Origin of the sequence: Pseudoalteromonas sp. 1_2015MBL_MicDiv, assembly GCF_002407505.1 — a bacterium.
Taxonomy (GTDB): Bacteria; Pseudomonadota; Gammaproteobacteria; order Enterobacterales; family Alteromonadaceae; genus Pseudoalteromonas; species Pseudoalteromonas fuliginea.
In genome coordinates this window covers 3,314,932-3,332,609 of the sequence record NZ_CP012737.1, presented here as the reverse complement: position 1 = coordinate 3,332,609, position 17,678 = coordinate 3,314,932, and the positions used below count along the sequence as shown (strand labels likewise).

The window sequence follows — 17,678 nt, the reverse complement described above, 5'->3', positions numbered from 1 at the left end:
AGCAAAGGGTATACCATAATTATAAGTTGTTATTAATCATTATCTTAAGTTATATTGGCTGTTTTTATCTAGCAAAATATTAAATGTGTTAGTAAAAACAGCCATTTTTTAGCTTTTTTGATTACTACAATAAAATCACTACACCAAGCGGTTACGTGATTCACCATTATTAAATGCAGTAATATTTAAACTTACTTCATTAATTAAGCGTACGATAGATTCAGTACTTGCCCATGCAATGTGTGGAGTGAGTAATAAATTATTGCCTTTGTAATTAGCAAGTGGATTTGAAAGCTCGGCAGGCTCTTTAGTTAGTACATCAACACCTGCGCCTGCAATTAGGTTTTGCTCAAGTGCTTTAGCTAAGTCGGCTTCGTTAATAATGCCACCACGTGCGGTATTAATAATAATGCTACTTGGCTTCATCATTTTAAGCTCATTAAGCGAAATTAAATCACGTGTTTCATCTGTTAGCGGGCAGTGTACGCTGATTATATCTGCTGTTTTAATGGCGTCTTCAAAAGGCGTACGACCATCTCGACATTTAACCCCTTTACGCTCTGCTACAATAACATTAGCGCCAAATGCCTCAGCCACTTTCGCAACACCCTTGCCTAACGTACCACCGCCTATAATGGCAAATGTTTTACCTTGTAGGTCGTTAAAGCTGTAATCGAGTATGCAAAACATGTCACTTTTTTGCCACGCGCCTTGCTGGCAATCCGCCTGATAGCGGTGTGTGTTACCCAGTAAATTAGTAATTAAAGAAAACGTATGTTGAACAACTGAAGGGGTTGAATAGCCAGCTACATTAGTTACGGCAATACCAAATTCTTTAGCGGCTTCTAAATCAACATTATTAGTACCGGTTGCACTTACGCAAATTAATTTCAGCTGAGTCAGTTTACTAATCGTGTCGCGATTTAAAACTGCTTTATTAGTGATTAATACATCAGCATCTTGGCAATGTTCAATAACTTGCTCTGGGCTAGTAAGTTCATAAGTCGTTAATTTACCAAGTTGTTCAATACAAGTAAGAGATGTTTTAGCTAATGTAGCGTTATCAAGAATAGTAATGTTCATTATGAGCCCTAAAATAAGTGGATCTGAAAGAGTTAAAATCGTAAAAAAGAGGCTTACGATCCATCAAAAATCTAAAATATGGGCTTAAGGTACTACGAAAGAAAGGCTTTGTTAATGGTATTACTACCAAATGATTAGAGGGCTATGTAGTAGTGGTCAGCCCACTAACAGTCTAAGAATATGGTATTTTACTGGATTGGTTAGCTAAATTTGTTGCACTAATACTAGGTTTCATGGTCGAACTTTATGTAAAGTAAAGAGCATGATCCACTTAAGTAATAAAAGCCGTTTATTGGTTATTTCGCATTTTAGATTGGCTGAGTTATAATCGAACATAGACATAAACGGTGCGCTTTGGCGTGCCGTTTTTTAACATTATAGATGTAGTAATGAGTGAATTAGAAGACAAATACACAGATATACGCCCATATAATGACGATGAAGTTGCGGCTTCGCTTACGCGTTTAATCAACGATAATGCGTTTATTGATGTAATAGCAAAATACAACTTACCGCGTTTTTTATCGTTTGTACCATTCATTACACGTCCACTGGTAAGAAGCCAGCTGCGTAAAAAATGGGGGCAGGTAAAAACTGTTGAAGACGTACAGAACGAGGTTGCACAATACCTTGATAAGCTAGTAAAACGCACCACGTCAAAAGTTACTTTTGCAGGTCTCGATGAATTAGACCCTAAACAAGCTTATTTATTTATCTCTAACCATCGCGACATAGTACTGGATCCAGCATTAGTCAATTGGGGTTTGTTTCAACACAAAATGAAAACAGTGCGTATTGCCATTGGCGATAATTTATTACAAATACCTTATATCACTGAACTTATGCGCTTAAATAAAAGCTTTATAGTTAAGCGCTCAGCTAAAGCACCTAAAGAAATGCTAAAAGCACTTACTCAACTTTCATCCTATATTTATGATTCGTTGATGAGTGGTAATTCAATTTGGATTGCACAAAAAGAGGGGCGTGCGAAAGATGGATTTGATCAAACGGATCCTGCGCTTCTAAAAATGCTGCAACTTAATGGGCGCAAGCAAAAGAAAGAATTTGGTGATTATATAAAAGAGTTAAAAATAGTCCCTGTTTCTATATCTTATCAATACGAGCCGTGTGCTATTTCTAAAGCTAAAGAGTTATATCATAAGCAACGCCACGGTGAATATATTAAGTCTGCTGGTGAAGATATTGCCAGTATCGTCGAAGGCTTTAGTACCGCCAAGGGACATGTTCATTTAGCGTTTGGACGACCTATTGAATCCAATTGTGATAGCGCAGAAGCGTTGGCAAAAACGATTGATAAGCAAATAGTGGATTCATTTTATTTGCACCCCGGAAATTATATTGCTGGTGGCTGTAAAAAAGCAGTAATTGACTCACCAGATACAGCCACCTTCGAACAGCGAATGGCTAATGTACCTGAAGAGCTTAAACCGCTTGTACTTGCAATGTACGCTAAGCCTTTTCATCGTAAGAGTGAGATTAATATTAAAAGTTGTGAGCACTAAGCGGGGTCTGCTTACCTTTTTAGATTAAATATACGCTGCCCTTTGAGCTCGCTCTTGGGCGACTTACTCTTTGTTGCTCTGTATTTACTTTGCCCATGAGGTTGCAGACCTCGCGCCGTGATTCAATTGCGTCTAAATAGAACCTTTATACTGAAAGGCCACAGGTGAGTTTAATAACCTTTGAAAAGTGACTGTTTATTTGTCACTTTTTTTTTGCTTAAAAAAAACGCTATACTAAAAGTCTGACCTTCTTAAGTGGTATTAATACAATGCAACAAATTGAAATATTTGATATTCCAAGCCCTTGCAAAAGTATTTGTCTAGTGAATAATAGAGGGTATTGCAAGGGATGCTACCGCAGTCGCGATGAGCGTTTTACTTGGAACTCACTAAGTAATGCCCAAAAAAAGAAAGTGCTTAGTTTATGCCAACAACGCTACAAACGTTACCTGCAAAAAGATCAAAAAAATTCAGTGCTAAATAGTAAAACCAAACAGCAAGGATTTGATTTTTAATTCTTATCTGCCTTTTGGCACATATAATACCAATGCTGCATAGAATTTGAACAATTTAGCGAGTTGGGATAATTTACAGTAAGTTTAATTTTATGGCGACTTGAATTTTTATGAAACTTTTATAGTTTTATTTACAGGCCTAATACAAGTAAATTCAAGGCAGTTAGCGCTGAAAATAGCTGCTTGGGATAGATTTATTATCCAAAGCTTCGATTAATTAGCCAGTCACTAAAGTACTATTTACGGCCACAAAGCTACTGTTACGACTATTAATCTATAGTCGATACTTCATAACTAATTTCATCTAAAGCTTGCTTTTCTATATGCCAATTGTGTTCTTGGAACACACAAAACGGTTGTTAAAATACGACGGGATAAAAATAAATTAATCAACAATAATAAGATGCTAAAATGTTGTGGCTGCTATTTTAAATTACTACAGAAGTAAATAAAATACGCGGCGTATAATGCAATATGGCCACCTTATTGGTTGGTTTATAGCATTATCGCTATTTAAGCTGGTAATTTATTGGAATGAATTAGGAAATACTATGAGCTTTAACTTATGTCTGTTACCACGTGAAGAAAAATACCAAATTCAGCTCGATTATGAAGCGTCATTTTGGGCGTATCAAATTAAACGCAATAAAAAAACGCGTGAACAAGTGTATAACACTATTCATAGCCGTCCGGTTGCTGAGCAAATGTTTTTAAAACGGCAATTTGAACAGTATTTGTCAATGATGCTAAGTTAGGTATGTATAAGGTTGAAATATTAGAACAAGTTAAAAGTCCACTTGTTAATAAATTTTATAAGCAATACAGCGTAAGGGGGCGTGCTAATAAGCAAGATCAACTTTGGGTTGTTTATAATAAAACAGATATTGTTGCTGCGTGCCGCTTACAGCATAAAGCCGAATTTTTATTTTTGTCGACCGTTTTTGTCGCTCCTCAGCATAGATCTAAAGGTTTAGCAAAGCTATTAATAGCAACACTCCTAGAGAAGCAAAATAAAGTTGTTTATACCTTTGCCTACAAAACACTAGTTGATTTATACCGCACTGTTGGTTTTAACCAAGTGTTAACATATACTCTTGCTTTACAAGTACTTTTCGATACTTATAAACACCGCAATGTAGTCGCCTTAAAATACCCATAGCATCAAATAATATGGAATAAGCATGAGCAGATGTGTTAACTGGATCATATGTAGTTTAATAGCTTTTACTGCTATTTTAAGCTCTCAAGTAGGCGCACAAGTGAAGCGTTTATCTCCAAACGAAGGTTTGTCACAGAGCTACGTTAACACTATGCTTATTGATAATAGCGGTTACTTATGGCTTTCGACAGAAGCGGGATTGAATCGTTATGATGGTTATCAGATTATTCCTATTAATGGCCCCAATGGTGAATTAGAAGATGCTATTATTGACCGCATTTACCAAGACCCTCAGGACCATATTTGGATTGCATCATTACTTGCTGGCTTGTTTAGGTACGACCCTGCAACTAACTCATACAAACAGTTTCTAGAAAAACCCACCAGCGAAGAACAAATTATTAACAAATCTGCTTTTAGCATGCTGGCGATTGATGAAAAAACACTGTGGATTGGGCGAGGTAGAGACTTTGCAAAGTTAGACATTGAAAGTGGCATAGTAACTTCTATTTTTGAGCTTTCACATGAATATAAGAACACTTTAGTTAGGGAGCTTTTTCACTACAATGGCTATATTTTTATTGGCACTAGCCACGGTGCTTATATATTTGATATCGCGACGGAACAAATACGTCCACTACAGCATTTAAAGGGTGAGCCTGAACATATTTACCAAAATAATGTGAAAGCGTTCGCCTTAGGCGAAAGTAATCAACTTCTCGTTGGTACTGTAAAGGGGTTGTATCAAGTAGATATCACTAATTTATCGAAGATGTTTGAGCGCCCCGACCTACCATTTAAAAATAAGGCTTTGTTAGCAGATTTAAATATTTGGCAAATTGTTAACGCTCATGGAAAAGTAGATTTAGCTACAGATAAAGGATTGTTTAAGTTTGACTTAACCAGTGGTGAATTGATTAAAAATACGCGTATAACGCAAAGTAAATATACGCTTGCTGATACTAGTATTATTGATATGGTAAAAGATAAATCAGGCGGCACATGGGTGGCGACCAAAACAGATGGCGCATTTTATTTATCAAACGATAATTATAATTTTAGCAATGTTGATGGCAGTTTATTAGGTGGTGATGGATTGTCGCATCATTCGGTGTGGGGCATTACCGAATACAATGATAAGTTATGGTTAGCCACGCACAATGGCATAACCGAGGTCGATTTAAAAGCCAATACAGGAAAGGTCTATTTAAAAGACTATAAAGTAGATTTACTAACAACCGAATTTACTGTTTATGAAATAATGCCCTATAAAAATAAATTGTGGCTTTACAGTAACCGAGGGCTGTTTGTTTTTGATCCAATGACACATGATGTTAGTAAACCAATAACAAAAAATCCTGCTAACCAAAATAAAATAAAAGGCTGGGTGCATGGTGTTACACTTATGCCAAATGGCGATTTATATTATGTGCACTCAGATCATGGCGTGTTTATTTATAACATTGATACGCAAATAGTGACTCGTTTAGGTGGTGAATTTGCACAATTTCAACCTTTCCTAGCCCATGGTTTTTTACCACCACTTTCTAGTAAACCCGATTCACCATTGTTTTTTAATGCGGGAATTTTATATCAAGTAAACCCTGAAAATTTTGCATTGAAAATGATTTATAAAGTACCCAAACAGCATGAAAATGTTGCTATTAGTGTGTTGTCGTATGTTATAGATAACAACAATATTTTATGGATATCATTGTCTAATTTTGGCCTAATAGGACTTGATGCTTTAACTTATCAGCTAGTACATACAATTGATTTGGAAAAAAATAAATTGGGCACTTTACTCTATGACATGGTGCTAGATGATGACGGCATGATTTGGATGAGTAGCCACAAAGGTATCTGGCGGTTAAACCCAAAAACATTACATTTTCAACAATTTACTGTATCTGAAGGGCTGCTTTCGGCTGAATTTAATAGCAACGCAATGGCACGCCTAAAAGATGGCCGTATTGCATATGGTGGCTTAAAAGGTCTCACCTATTTCCAGCCAATGGAAAATAAAAATACTCAGGTGCTAATTGATCATGTCAATATTACACGAGTCAATTTGATGTCGCGTGATTTATCGTTTGATTTAAAGCAGCCACTAAATGAAGTTATTCTGAACCATGATGACATAGGACTTGAAGTTGCTTTTTCTGCTATGGCATTTAGTAATCAAGAGCGTATTATTTATGAGTATCAATTAGGCAATGGCCAGAAAACGTATACTCGCAATAATAATCGCGTTTTATTCCCTAAACTTAATCCGGGTAACTACCAATTAAAAGTGTGGGCGAAAGATCCACTTACAGGCAAATACACAGCACCTGCAACTTTAAAAATAAGAGTAAAATACCCGCTTTGGCGAGCGCCTTATTTTATGGTGCTATATGCAATGTTACTCGTTGCATTTGTAACAATGTGGGTGATGCGACGCAATAAAATTCAACGGATTCTATTAGCAGCAAATAAAGAGAGCAAAGAAAGTGAAGCCCGCTTAAAAATAGCGTTAGAAGGCAGTGAATCTGGGGTATGGGATTGGCAGTCAAGTAACCCCTCCATTTATCAGCCTCGGCTAAAAAATGAACTTGGCTACGATAATGAAACAGTGAGTTTGGATGATTATTTAGCTAAAATTCACCCGCAAGATAAACAATTATTTCGCTTAGAATGGTTAGAATTTTTATCTACTGATAAAGGTTACTTTAACTGTACTTACCGCCTGCGCCACGCAAAAGGCTATTGGCGGTGGTATAAAGATTTTGGCAAAGTTGTAGAGTGGGACGAAAAAAACCCGCAAAAAGTGGCGGGGACCTACACTAATATGACCCGTGAGATGGTATTTGAAGAGCATGCATTGCTGTTTACCGCAGCATTTGAGCAAACCCGTGATTGGGTGCTTATACTCGATAAAAACTTTAATATCCGTGCCTCAAATAAATCACTTCAAACAGCCTTTAACTTCTCTGCTGAGTCGCTTTCTAGTCGCTCTTTAAATTTAGGAATTTCACGGAGCAATCGTTTTGGCTATTTACGGATTATACAAAAACTATTAGTTGGCGAGCATTTCACTTGCGAAGATACTGTAGTGCTCGCAAATGGTGAGTCTCATTATGTATTAGTGAAAATAAGTGCGGTGGCCGATAACGAGCAACGATTAAATAGTTATGTTGTTATATTAACTGATATAAGTGCTCAAAAATCAGCTGAAAATGAACTTCATTTGCTCGCTAATTACGATGTATTAACGGGATTACCAAACCGTACGTTGTTTAACGATCGTGTTGGGCATGCGTTAGAACAAGCAAAAAAGCACAGCTGTAAAGTTGCACTGTTATACATAAATATTAAGCGCTTTAAGTACTTTAATGATTCCTTAGGGCATGAAGCGGGTGATGAATTAATTAAAAAAGTCGCAGAGAGATTAAAATGTGTATTACGCCCATCAGATAGTGTCGCACGTTTTAGTGGTGATGAATTTGTTGCGCTCGTAGAGGATATTCATAAAATAGAAGAGGTTTTACTTATATGCGTAAAACTAATGGATTGCGTAAACCAAAATATTAGTATTAGCGGACAGGTCGTTAATATTAACTTAAGTATTGGTGTTGCTATATGTCCTGATGATGCAAAAGAAAGCTCTACATTATTAAAAGCGGCTAACATTGCGCTTTATCATGCTAAAGATTCACTTGAAAGTAGCTATCAATTCTATAAACAAGAAATGAATCAGCATGTACAAAAAACACTTCACCTGGAGTCACAACTTACTAAAGCTTATCAAGAACATGAATTTTGTAATTATTACCAACCCATTGTTAACGCAAAAACTTATATAACTGAAGGGTTTGAAGTGTTATTACGTTGGCCTGAAAATAATCTTATCCAAACTCAAGAATTTTCTTTAGCGGCTGAAGGTATTGGTTTAATAACAAAGATAATGCTGCAAACATTGGCGCGTGCTTTAGAGGATTTGAAAGAATGGCGTAAGGTATCGCCGAAGCTTTATTTATCAATAAATTTATCGGCACTTGATTTTGAGTTTATAGAGTTGGTGCCAGAGATCAGAAAAGCGCTAAGTAATGCCAATATACCGTCAGACGCGATTGTATTTGAAATTACCGAGTCGATACTTATGCGTGATTCAAAACAAGCATTGCACAGTATGGAGAAGCTTAAAAGTTTGGGCTGCAAGCTTTATATGGATGATTTTGGTACTGGTTATGCTTCATTGACTTATCTAAAACGTTTTCCTATCGACGTACTAAAAATTGATAAGAGCTTTGTACAAGACATAGGAATTGACTCTGATGACGAAGCCATTATTCAATCAATACTTGCCCTTGCACACAGTTTAGGTAAAGAATGTGTAGCAGAGGGGGTTGAAAGCTCACATCAGCTCGCCTTTTTAAATGAAAGGGGATGTAGCCATTTCCAAGGTTACTTATTTAGTAAGCCTGTACCAAATAACGAAGTACTACCGCTTATTAATCGCGATTGGAGTGATATGTTCAATTGATAATATTGCACTCATTTAAGGCCTTTTACCGCAGTGCCTGCAAAACAAATGGCTATTATGCTCATTTAACTGCGTTTTAATGGCCTTATTAGCTTCTAGTTTACTCAAGCCTAATTTATAGCGTAGTTCTTCTAGGTGTTCTTGTTGAGTATCATTAAGAGTGCCATCTTGAATTTGTTCATGTACGGCATCTTCAAAAAACTGGCGGCGTTTACGTATTTGTTCTGAAAAACTAGACGCCAGTAAACCTGTTGGTATCGCAACCATACCCATGCTCAGTAGTGTGATAACGCCGCCGAAAAACTTACCCAATGGCGTTATAGGTACTACATCACCATAACCAACGGTCGTTAGTGTGGCCATTGCCCACCACATAGCTGCAGGAATAGAGCCAAATTTATCGGGCTGTATGTCGTGCTCAATTAAATAAATTCCGCATGAGGCTAAAATAAGCACCACTGCCATAATAAAAAAAGCGGCCATTAATGAACTACCTTCATCGTTAAAGGCTTTTAAAAGTAGCTGCATGGCACGTGAGTAGCGTGTGAGTTTAAACACTCTTAATAGTCGAAGCACACGTAAAAAACGTAAATCGAGAGGAAATAAAAACATCATTAAGCTCGGCAAAATCGCGATTAAATCAACAATTGCCAAAGGGGAGAAAAAATAACTAAGCCGACGTTTGGTATTAGATCCTTTTATTGCAGCATATTGTGTTTTATCTACGCAAGCCCAAAGTCTGGCTAAGTACTCAATAGCAAAAATAGCGACTGAGACAATTTCTAAAACTAAGAATTCGTTGTAATACTGCTCTACCACACTTGGGATTGATTCAATAACGATGGCTACAACGTTGATCATTATTAAGCTAATGAGTGCAATATCAAGAATATGCCCTGCTCGGCGGTACTGGCCTGTGCATTCAAACAGGCAAGCCAGTTTTTGTCTTAAAGTCTGCGAATTATTCATTATGTAAATTTAAGTACCATGTTAATACTGCCTTCTTCAAAGTCGCGGCTAATTTTAAAACCTAGCTTACGGGCAAGCTCAATCATCCCTGTATTCTCAGGTAAGGTTATGCCTTCAATCGACTCCACACCTTGGCGCTTGCAGTGATTAATTGCAGCACTCATCAGTATGCGACCAAGCCCTAAGCCTTGGCAGTCTGAGCGTACTACAATAGCAAATTCAGCATGTAGGTTATCGGGATCCATAATGACGCGAGACACACCCAGAGTGCGGGTTTTACCTTCAAAGCGTTGGCAAACAATAAACGCCATTTCACGGTCGTAATCAATTTGGGTCATTTTAGCGAGTTGATCGTGGTTAAACTGTGGAAGCTCGCCAAAAAAGCGTTTATATCTGTCTTCTTTGTTAAGTGACTCGTCAAATACTTTATGAGCTTGTTCATCTTCTGGTTTTATCGGCCTGAGCGTAGCTTGGGTGTTATTCTTAAGTGTTACCACTTCAACAAGTTCAATAGGGTAGGGACGAATAGATAACCGCTTACGATTGCTCTGAGCTTGATAGCGATTAAGTGTCATAGTGGCATCAAGCACTAAAAACTGCCCATTACTGGCAAGAATAGGATTTAGTTCCATTGAGCTAATGTCAGGTTGATCAATTACTAACTGAGAAATGCGTGTTAGCAGTGCACATAAACGATACTTATCAACCTTTTCTGGGAGTATGCGCTCCTTTAATACGCCTTTGTCGTGCGCTGCAGCAATTAAATACTTTGCCAAGTTCATATTTAGTGGAGGCAGTGCAACGGCGGCTTGTGCATATTCAAGGCCAGTGCCTGCTTCACCTAATAATATAACAGGGCCAAAATTAGGCTCTGTTTTGATCGCAATTCGCAGCTCATTTGCTCCTGCTCGTGGCGCCATTTTTTGTAATGAAAACCCTTCAATAACAGCATCCGGATACGTGTTTTTAATACGGATAAGCATTGCAAAAGCAGTTTGTTCAACCTCGTTGGCGTCGTTTAAGTTAAGTACCACACCACCGACTTCAGACTTCGAGGCAATACTTGGACTAATAAGTTTCAACGCGACCGGAAAGCCAAGCTCTATGGCTTGCTCTTTGGCTTCTGTTGGGGTGTAAGCGACCTCAGTTTGAATGCATTTAATACCATAGTGGTTTAATATTTGACTTGCCTGATGAGTAGGTAAGTAGCTTTGTCCGTCATCTAAAAACTCATTAATAAGCGCTTTAGCTGCCACTTTATTTATTTTAGCGTCATCAGTGTTCGACTCAGGTGTTTGCGTTAAATGCTTTTGGTTACGACGATACGTTACCAAGTGCATAAACGCGCCTACAGCACCCTCTGGTGTTCTATAAGTTGGTATTGCGTTGTTTGAGCACACTCTTCTGGCGGCGTAAGATGCGTCTTCACCCATAAAGTTAGTTATAACGTAAGGGCGCGCCATTTTGGGTAATGTTTGTAAGGTTTCTACAATAATGTTGGCGTAGTCTTCGCTTGGCGCAAGCGCTGAGGGAGTATGGATAATCAGTAAGTTTTTAACTTCTTTTGCGTGCAGTAAAATTTCTAATGCTTGCTTATAACGCGCAGGTGCTGAGTCGCCAAAAATATCCACAGGGTTTGAGGTGGTTTCTGATTGCGGAATGACTTTATTTAGCGCATTTCGGGTTTCAATGCTTAGTTCTGCTAATTTACCGGAGCTTTGAATAAGTTCATCAACGGCCATAACACCTGGGCCGCCACCATTAGTTAAAATTGTCAGTTGTTCTACTTTTAATAATTTTGGATGCATGGCGAGTGTTTGTGTCGCTGCAAATAGCTCTCGTAAATCATTTACACGCAGCATACCCGCTCGTTGGAATAACGCATCATAAACAGCATCAGAGCTTTGCTTTGCGCCGGTGTGAATTTCGGCTGCAAGTGCGCCCGCAGTTGTTTTACCTGTTTTAATCGCAATTACAGGCTTACTAAAGGCCGCTGCTCTTGCTGCTGATATAAAGCCACGAATATCTTCAATGTTATCTATGTAGAGTAAAATAGCTTTAGTTTTAGCATCACGACCTAAAAAATCGAGTAGTTCATTAAAGTTTATATCAAGGCAATCACCTACCGAGACAAAATATGAAAAGCCAATTTCTTTGTTTTTAGCCCAATCTAAAATGGTTGAGCATACTGCTGCTGATTGCGATACAAATGCAATTTTACCTGGGCTTGCCACGGTATGTGAAAAGCTCGCATTTAAACCAATATGAGGGATCAGCAAGCCTAAGCAATTGGGTCCAAGCAAAGTAACTTGTTTGGCTTGAGCGCATGCTTTAAGCGCGCTTTTTTGCTCCCCAGAAAGTCCATCTGCAATAACAATAGCCGTTTTACAGCCAAGCTCTCCAAGCTGCTCAATAATATCAATTAAGGTGTTTTTGTTAGTACAAATAACAGCAAGGTCGGGTACTTTTGGTAAGTCAGCAATAGAGGGGTAAGCAAGTACGCCATGTACTGCGCTATGGCTTGGAGTAACGGGCATTATCGGCCCTTTAAAACCGCCTTGAAGTAAGTTGCGCATAACCACAAAACCAGCCCGAGTTGATACGTTAGAGGCGCCAATAACGGCCACTGAGCTTGGGTTAAAAAATTGGGTTATACGCTTAAGGCTCATGGTTTTTCCTAGGCTGATTAAATTTTGCGTTATTTATAGTCTCAATGTACCCTGTTTACTGTGTTATTTCGAGCGTCTAGATGCTTATTATTGATATCAATCAAGGAGATTATTGTGAATAAAACCCCCGGTTTTTACATTGTTATAGCGGCTATCTGTTTAAGTATAGGCCTAATTAGCTTAGGGTTTATTTTAAAAAGTACCGCTCTGGGTGTGAAAGGGATGGAACGTACTGTGCAGGTTAAGGGATTGGCCGAGCGAGAAGTAATAGCTGATACGGTAATTTGGCCTCTGCAATTTAGTGATGCCGACAATGATCTTGAAGAATTAGTCAGCCGAGTTGAGAAAAAAAATGATGCGGTAACTGCTTTTTTAAAACTCCATGGTTTTGACGACGATGAAATAACTATAGGTAGCCAGTCAGTTATTGATAAACAATCACGTGAATACAGTAATGAAAATCAAAAGTTTAGATACATAATACGCTCAAATATTATTGTTTATTCTGATGCGCCAGATAAAGTGCAAAACGCGCTGAGTAAAGTAAGCCAGCTTGCTAAACAAGATATCGCGATAGTGCAGGACAGCTACGAAACTAAAGTTGAATACATTTTTACAGGCCTCAATGATGTAAAACCTGCGATGGTGCAAGAAGCAACTGAAAAAGCGCGTGAAGTCGCTAATAAATTTGCTAAAGACTCTAATTCAAAATTAGGCAAAATAAAAACAGCTCGCCAAGGGCAATTTAGTATCAGTAATCGCGATTCAAACACTCCACAAATCAAAAAAATACGCGTTGTTACTAGTGTTGAATATTATTTAGATGACTAAATTGCTCTAATTAAATGCGCCACCTGTGCGGTTGAACGCTGCAAGTAAGCAGCACTAAGTAAAATGCTAGTTTCGTTAAGGCCTGCGCCTTTTAATGTATTTGCCAGTTGCTGTTTAGCCATTGGGTTTTGTTTTTGCTCTATTTCCATGAGTGCTAATAACGCTGAAAACTCATGTTTAACCGGCGTGCTTGGCTTATTCGCATACGCAATGTAACAAGCTACGGGTGTTAGGCCGCGATCGTTTGGCTGGGCAAGCGCTTTTACTAAATCATCGTTAGATTCAAACAGCATTAAAGAGCGCACATAATTAAAAGGTAATTTTTGATCGTCGGCGTGTTTAAATACATTATGCAGCGCGTTATTGCCCCGCACGTCTTGCGCTAAAAAGCCTTTATTAACTTTAAGTGCTGGGGTAAAAAAGGTTAACGTATCTGTTGTTGTCAATTGGTTTATAAACGCGGCTGGAGGTGCATTGGTAGTTAAAATACGCGTTGCCACATTTTGCATAAAGTCGTATTTAATGCTCATACGCTGAGTGCTTTCATATAAATGATTTAGCTGCAATGTCTGTTGGGCTGGGCTTAACTGTTTAAAGTCGTTATCAAGCTCATCTAGCTGATGCTTTGAAATACGTGCGTTAAGTAGTTGTATGCTTAAATCCATTATTATTTCCAAAGTCTTTTTTGCTACTATAAAACAAAAAAGGTCGCAAATGCGACCTTTCATCTTTAAAGCAATTGTTTAAATTGGTTTTAAGCTTTTTTGCTTGCTACCCATTCATTAACAAAGTTTTCTAGTACATTAAGTGGTACAGGACCATTTTTAAGGACAACGTCGTGGAACTGGCGAATATCAAACTTATTACCCAGTTGCTTTTTAGCGTCTTCACGAAGTTCTAAAATCTTAAGCATACCTACTTTATAAGCAGTTGCTTGTGAAGGCATTACAATGTGACGCTCAACCATTTTAACACCGTCAGATGTTGCATTAGGCGTGTTGTTTACGTAGTAATCAATACCTTCTTGGCGAGTCCACTTCATTGCGTGAATACCCGTATCAACCACTAGACGACATGCGCGCCACAGCTCCATTGAAAGGCGACCAAAATCTGAGTAAGGGTCTGAGTACATGCCCATTTCTTTAGGAATGAATTCTGAGTATAAACCCCAACCTTCAATATACGCAGTGTAGCCACCAAATTTACGAAACTTAGGCACGCCTTCTAGTTCTTGCGAAATAGCTATTTGCATGTGGTGACCCGGAATACCTTCGTGGTATGCCAGCGCTTCCATTTGATACGTTGGCATAGCTTCCATATCGTAAAGATTCGCGTAGTAAATACCTGGGCGTGAGCCATCAGGAGCTGGCTGTTGGTAAAATGCTTTGCCCGCTGCTTTTTCACGGAATGCTTCAACTGCTTTTACTTTTAAATCAGCTTTTGGTTTAACAATGAATAGCTCATCTAAACGTGTTTTCATTGTATCGATAAGCCCTGTTGCTTCATCAAGGTAGCGTTGTTTACCTTGTGCATCATTAGGGTAGTAAAATTGTTTGTCAGTTTTCATAAACTGCATAAAGGCTTTTAAGTCGCCTTTAAAGCCAACCTTATCTTTAATTTCACGCATTTCATCATGAATACGTGTTACTTCAGACAGGCCAATTGCATGAATTTCTTTAGCCGTTAAATCTGTAGTTGTAGTGCGCTTAAGTGCGTTGTTATAAAACGCTTCGCCATCAGGTAATTTCCATGCGCCATCACGGTTATCTGCACGTTTTTCTAACTGTGCTAGGTAGTTAATTAGCTTAGAGTAAGATGGTTTAACAGCCGATTTTAATGCATCTGATGCATCGCTGATTAACGAGTCTTTTTCGTTTTGGCTAATTTCAAGCACTGCTACTTTACGTTTAAAATCAGCAAGCAATGTAGAATCATCGCCTTTTTCGAATGGGGCACCGTGAATAATGTTTTTACTTGAATCAATAACATGCGGGAACACAAATTTAGGAGCGATAATGCCTTTTTCTGCACGTACATTTAAATCAGTAATAAGCTGATCAATAACCTCAGTAACACCATTTAAACGTGAAATGTAGTCTTTAGCTTCTTTTGCATTACTAATTGAGTGCTGATTAATTAAAAACGCAGGGATCATAGAATGCGTACCAAACATTTGGTTCACAGGGTAATTATGGTAACGCCATTTAAAGTCGGCAATTGAACTTTCAAGATCTTGTTTTTTTAAGTCGTAACTTACTTTTGTTGCATCATCTAATAAATCACGATTAATTGCTTTTAATGCAACTAGGTCAGCTTTTGTTTGTGCTAAATCTTTAAGCTTTCTTTCTTCGCTGCCATCGTCCCACTTATCGTAATCTTGCTTAATACCCATATATGTTTGATATACAGGACTGCTCATTACATCGCGATTAAATGTATCTTCAAAAAATGCATTCGCTTTGTCGATTTCACTTTGTTGTGATTGAACTGCTTGTGCAACAGAGGCTGGAGTTGATTGTTGTGTTGTTTGCTGGCAACCAGCAAGCAGTGCAACGCTTACAGCCGCTGCAATAAAAGTAAGTTTACGCATTGTTTTCCCTTTTGTTGTTAGAAACCCATTAGGGTGTTTTATATTTATTCGCTTTATATTGTCGTGTAGTGCCTTAGCGCTACACGAACAATTCTAGTAGGTCATTTAAAAAGCGATGACCTTTTAAGGTTACCTGCCAATGGCTGTCTGTTTGAGTCAATAAACCTTTATTAAGTGCTTGGTTTAGTGCGCTTTGTTGACTTTGCAGTGGCAGTATTGTTAGTTTATTAAAATCATTAATTGGGCAAGGCTCAACAAGGCGAAAGCGATTCATAAAAAATTCAAATGCTAAATCGTCTTGCTCTACATGCCAGCTTTTGTACATATACGGTTTAATTAAATCCATATAACCGCGCGGGTGCTTAACCTTTTCGGTGCGCGTTATAAGCCCTGTATTTTCATCAGTAACCTTACCATGTGCGCCGCAGCCAATACCAAGATAATCGCCAAAACGCCAATAATTCAAGTTATGTTGGCATTGATAGCCCGGTTTTGCATAACCCGATATTTCGTATTGTACGTAACCGGCTTGTTTGAGTAATTCTATTCCTTGTTCTTGAATGTCCCACAGTGTTTCGTCTTGTGGCAAGGTAGGGGGTTTTGAAGCAAACTGCGTATTGGGTTCAATAGTTAGTTGATACCAAGATATATGTGGTGGATCGAGCGCTATAATTTGCTTTAAATCACTCAGTGCATCGTCAAGAGTTTGCCCTGGTAAGCCGTGCATTAAATCAAGGTTAAAGCTATTTAAACCGGCTTCTTTAGCCTGCTGTGCAGCATAATTAGCCTCGTCGCTGCCATGAATCCGACCAAGTGCTTTTAACTTGTCGTTTTGCATGCTTTGTACACCAATAGAAATACGGTTAATGCCTGCTTTTACGTAATCTTTAAAGCGACCTGTTTCTACTGTACCAGGGTTGGCTTCAAGGGTAATTTCACAGTGTTCTTCAAGCCCAATTAGGTTGTCGACTTCATTTAATAATCGGGTATAAGCTGCACCAGTTAATAAGCTCGGAGTGCCGCCACCAATAAAAATACTGTGAATTTTACGCCCTTGTACTAAGTGCAAATCTGCTTTTAAGTCATCAATTAAGTGTTGAACATATTCAGCTTCAGGTATTTCACCTTTTTGTCCGTGGCTATTAAAATCGCAGTACGGGCATTTTTGCACGCACCAAGGCACGTGCACATATAAGCTCAGTGGTGGAAGGTTCACAGGCCGCCTTTTTGCTGTAGTTCTAATAATAATTTTTGCAGCGCTTGTCCGCGATGACTCACTGCATTTTTTTGCTCTTTTGTAAGCTCAGCACTCGTACAATTTTTCTCTGCTACAAAAAACACAGGATCGTAACCAAATCCACCATTGCCATTTTGAGTGAGCGTAATTTCGCCCTCCCAACTAGCACTACAAATAAGCGGAGTAGGGTCGTCTGCGTGGCGCATTAACACCAGTACACACCAAAAGCGTGCACTGCGAATAGGATTATCACCTAAATCTACAAGTAACTTATTAATGTTATCTTGATCACTGGCACCTGTGCCTGCAAAGCGAGCAGAATACACACCGGGCGCACCATTTAAGCCATCAACTTCTAAACCGGAGTCATCGGCAATAGCTGGCATGCCGGTAATTTTAGCGGCATGGCGCGCTTTAATAATAGCATTTTCAACAAAGGTAGTACCGGTTTCGGCAACTTCACCTACGTTAAAGTCGCTCTGTGGAACTACATTAATATTCAGAGAGCTTAGCATGTTAGCTAGCTCTTTTACTTTGCCAGGGTTACCTGTAGCAAGTACTAAAGTTTTGGTCATGT

Annotated in this window: 13 protein-coding genes; 6 read left to right on the top strand and 7 right to left on the bottom strand. The window is 38.5% G+C overall.

Translation table 11 applies throughout. The features are described 5' to 3' along the window. Positions 1–138 precede the first annotated feature (138 nt). Complete coding sequence (locus tag AOR04_RS14990) at positions 139–1,083, bottom strand: D-2-hydroxyacid dehydrogenase (protein WP_096793785.1); 945 nt, start codon at positions 1,081–1,083, stop codon at positions 139–141. 389 nt (positions 1,084–1,472) lie between these two features. On the opposite strand from AOR04_RS14990, the gene AOR04_RS14985 reads away from it, so the two are divergent. The 5 genes from AOR04_RS14985 (at position 1,473) to AOR04_RS14965 (ending at position 8,805) form a co-directional block, all read left to right on the top strand. Continuing rightward, positions 1,473–2,606 (top strand): 1-acyl-sn-glycerol-3-phosphate acyltransferase, encoded by a 1,134-nt coding sequence (locus AOR04_RS14985; protein WP_096794145.1) that lies wholly within the window; start codon positions 1,473–1,475, stop codon positions 2,604–2,606. Positions 2,607–2,875: 269 nt separating this feature from the next. Further along, entirely contained in the window at positions 2,876–3,121 is a 246-nt protein-coding gene (locus tag AOR04_RS14980; RefSeq protein WP_096793784.1) for a DUF1289 domain-containing protein, read from the top strand. 551 nt (positions 3,122–3,672) lie between these two features. Beyond that, positions 3,673–3,876: a DUF3283 family protein gene (locus AOR04_RS14975; protein ID WP_096794144.1), complete on the top strand. Its 204-nt coding sequence runs from the start codon at positions 3,673–3,675 to the stop codon at positions 3,874–3,876. A 2-nt stretch (positions 3,877–3,878) separates the two neighbouring features. After that, complete coding sequence (locus AOR04_RS14970) at positions 3,879–4,280, top strand: GNAT family N-acetyltransferase (RefSeq protein ID WP_096793783.1); 402 nt, start codon at positions 3,879–3,881, stop codon at positions 4,278–4,280. Positions 4,281–4,302: 22 nt separating this feature from the next. Further along, positions 4,303–8,805 carry an EAL domain-containing protein gene (locus AOR04_RS14965; RefSeq protein ID WP_096793782.1) on the top strand — a complete coding sequence of 1,501 codons (4,503 nt, stop codon included), beginning with the start codon at positions 4,303–4,305 and terminating at the stop codon, positions 8,803–8,805. A gap of 15 nt (positions 8,806–8,820) precedes the next feature. On the opposite strand, the gene AOR04_RS14960 is transcribed toward AOR04_RS14965, so the two are convergent. Beyond that, entirely contained in the window at positions 8,821–9,774 is a 954-nt protein-coding gene (locus AOR04_RS14960) for an ion transporter (RefSeq protein ID WP_096793781.1), read from the bottom strand. Further along, a complete protein-coding gene (locus tag AOR04_RS14955; protein WP_096793780.1) occupies positions 9,774–12,443 on the bottom strand; it encodes a bifunctional acetate--CoA ligase family protein/GNAT family N-acetyltransferase in 2,670 nt (889 codons plus the stop codon). The genes AOR04_RS14960 and AOR04_RS14955 overlap by 1 nt, the downstream gene beginning before the upstream one ends. Positions 12,444–12,557: 114 nt before the next feature. Here AOR04_RS14955 and AOR04_RS14950 point away from each other — a divergent pair, with 114 nt between their 5' ends. Then, positions 12,558–13,274, top strand: coding sequence for an SIMPL domain-containing protein (locus AOR04_RS14950; RefSeq protein ID WP_096793779.1), 717 nt, complete (start codon positions 12,558–12,560; stop codon positions 13,272–13,274). On the opposite strand, the gene AOR04_RS14945 is transcribed toward AOR04_RS14950, so the two are convergent. The 4 genes from AOR04_RS14945 to AOR04_RS14930 form a co-directional block, all read right to left on the bottom strand. Continuing rightward, complete coding sequence (locus AOR04_RS14945; RefSeq protein WP_007376530.1) at positions 13,271–13,939, bottom strand: hypothetical protein; 669 nt, start codon at positions 13,937–13,939, stop codon at positions 13,271–13,273. The genes AOR04_RS14950 and AOR04_RS14945 overlap by 4 nt on opposite strands. A gap of 89 nt (positions 13,940–14,028) precedes the next feature. Further along, the gene (locus AOR04_RS14940; RefSeq protein WP_096793778.1) at positions 14,029–15,864 is read right to left on the bottom strand and encodes a DUF885 domain-containing protein; all 1,836 of its coding nucleotides are present in this window, start codon (positions 15,862–15,864) and stop codon (positions 14,029–14,031) included. A gap of 79 nt (positions 15,865–15,943) precedes the next feature. Beyond that, positions 15,944–17,080, bottom strand: coding sequence for a radical SAM family heme chaperone HemW (gene hemW / locus AOR04_RS14935; protein ID WP_096793777.1), 1,137 nt, complete (start codon positions 17,078–17,080; stop codon positions 15,944–15,946). After that, the gene (locus AOR04_RS14930) at positions 17,077–17,676 is read right to left on the bottom strand and encodes an XTP/dITP diphosphatase (protein ID WP_096793776.1); all 600 of its coding nucleotides are present in this window, start codon (positions 17,674–17,676) and stop codon (positions 17,077–17,079) included. The genes hemW and AOR04_RS14930 overlap by 4 nt, the downstream gene beginning before the upstream one ends. Positions 17,677–17,678: the final 2 nt, after the last annotated feature.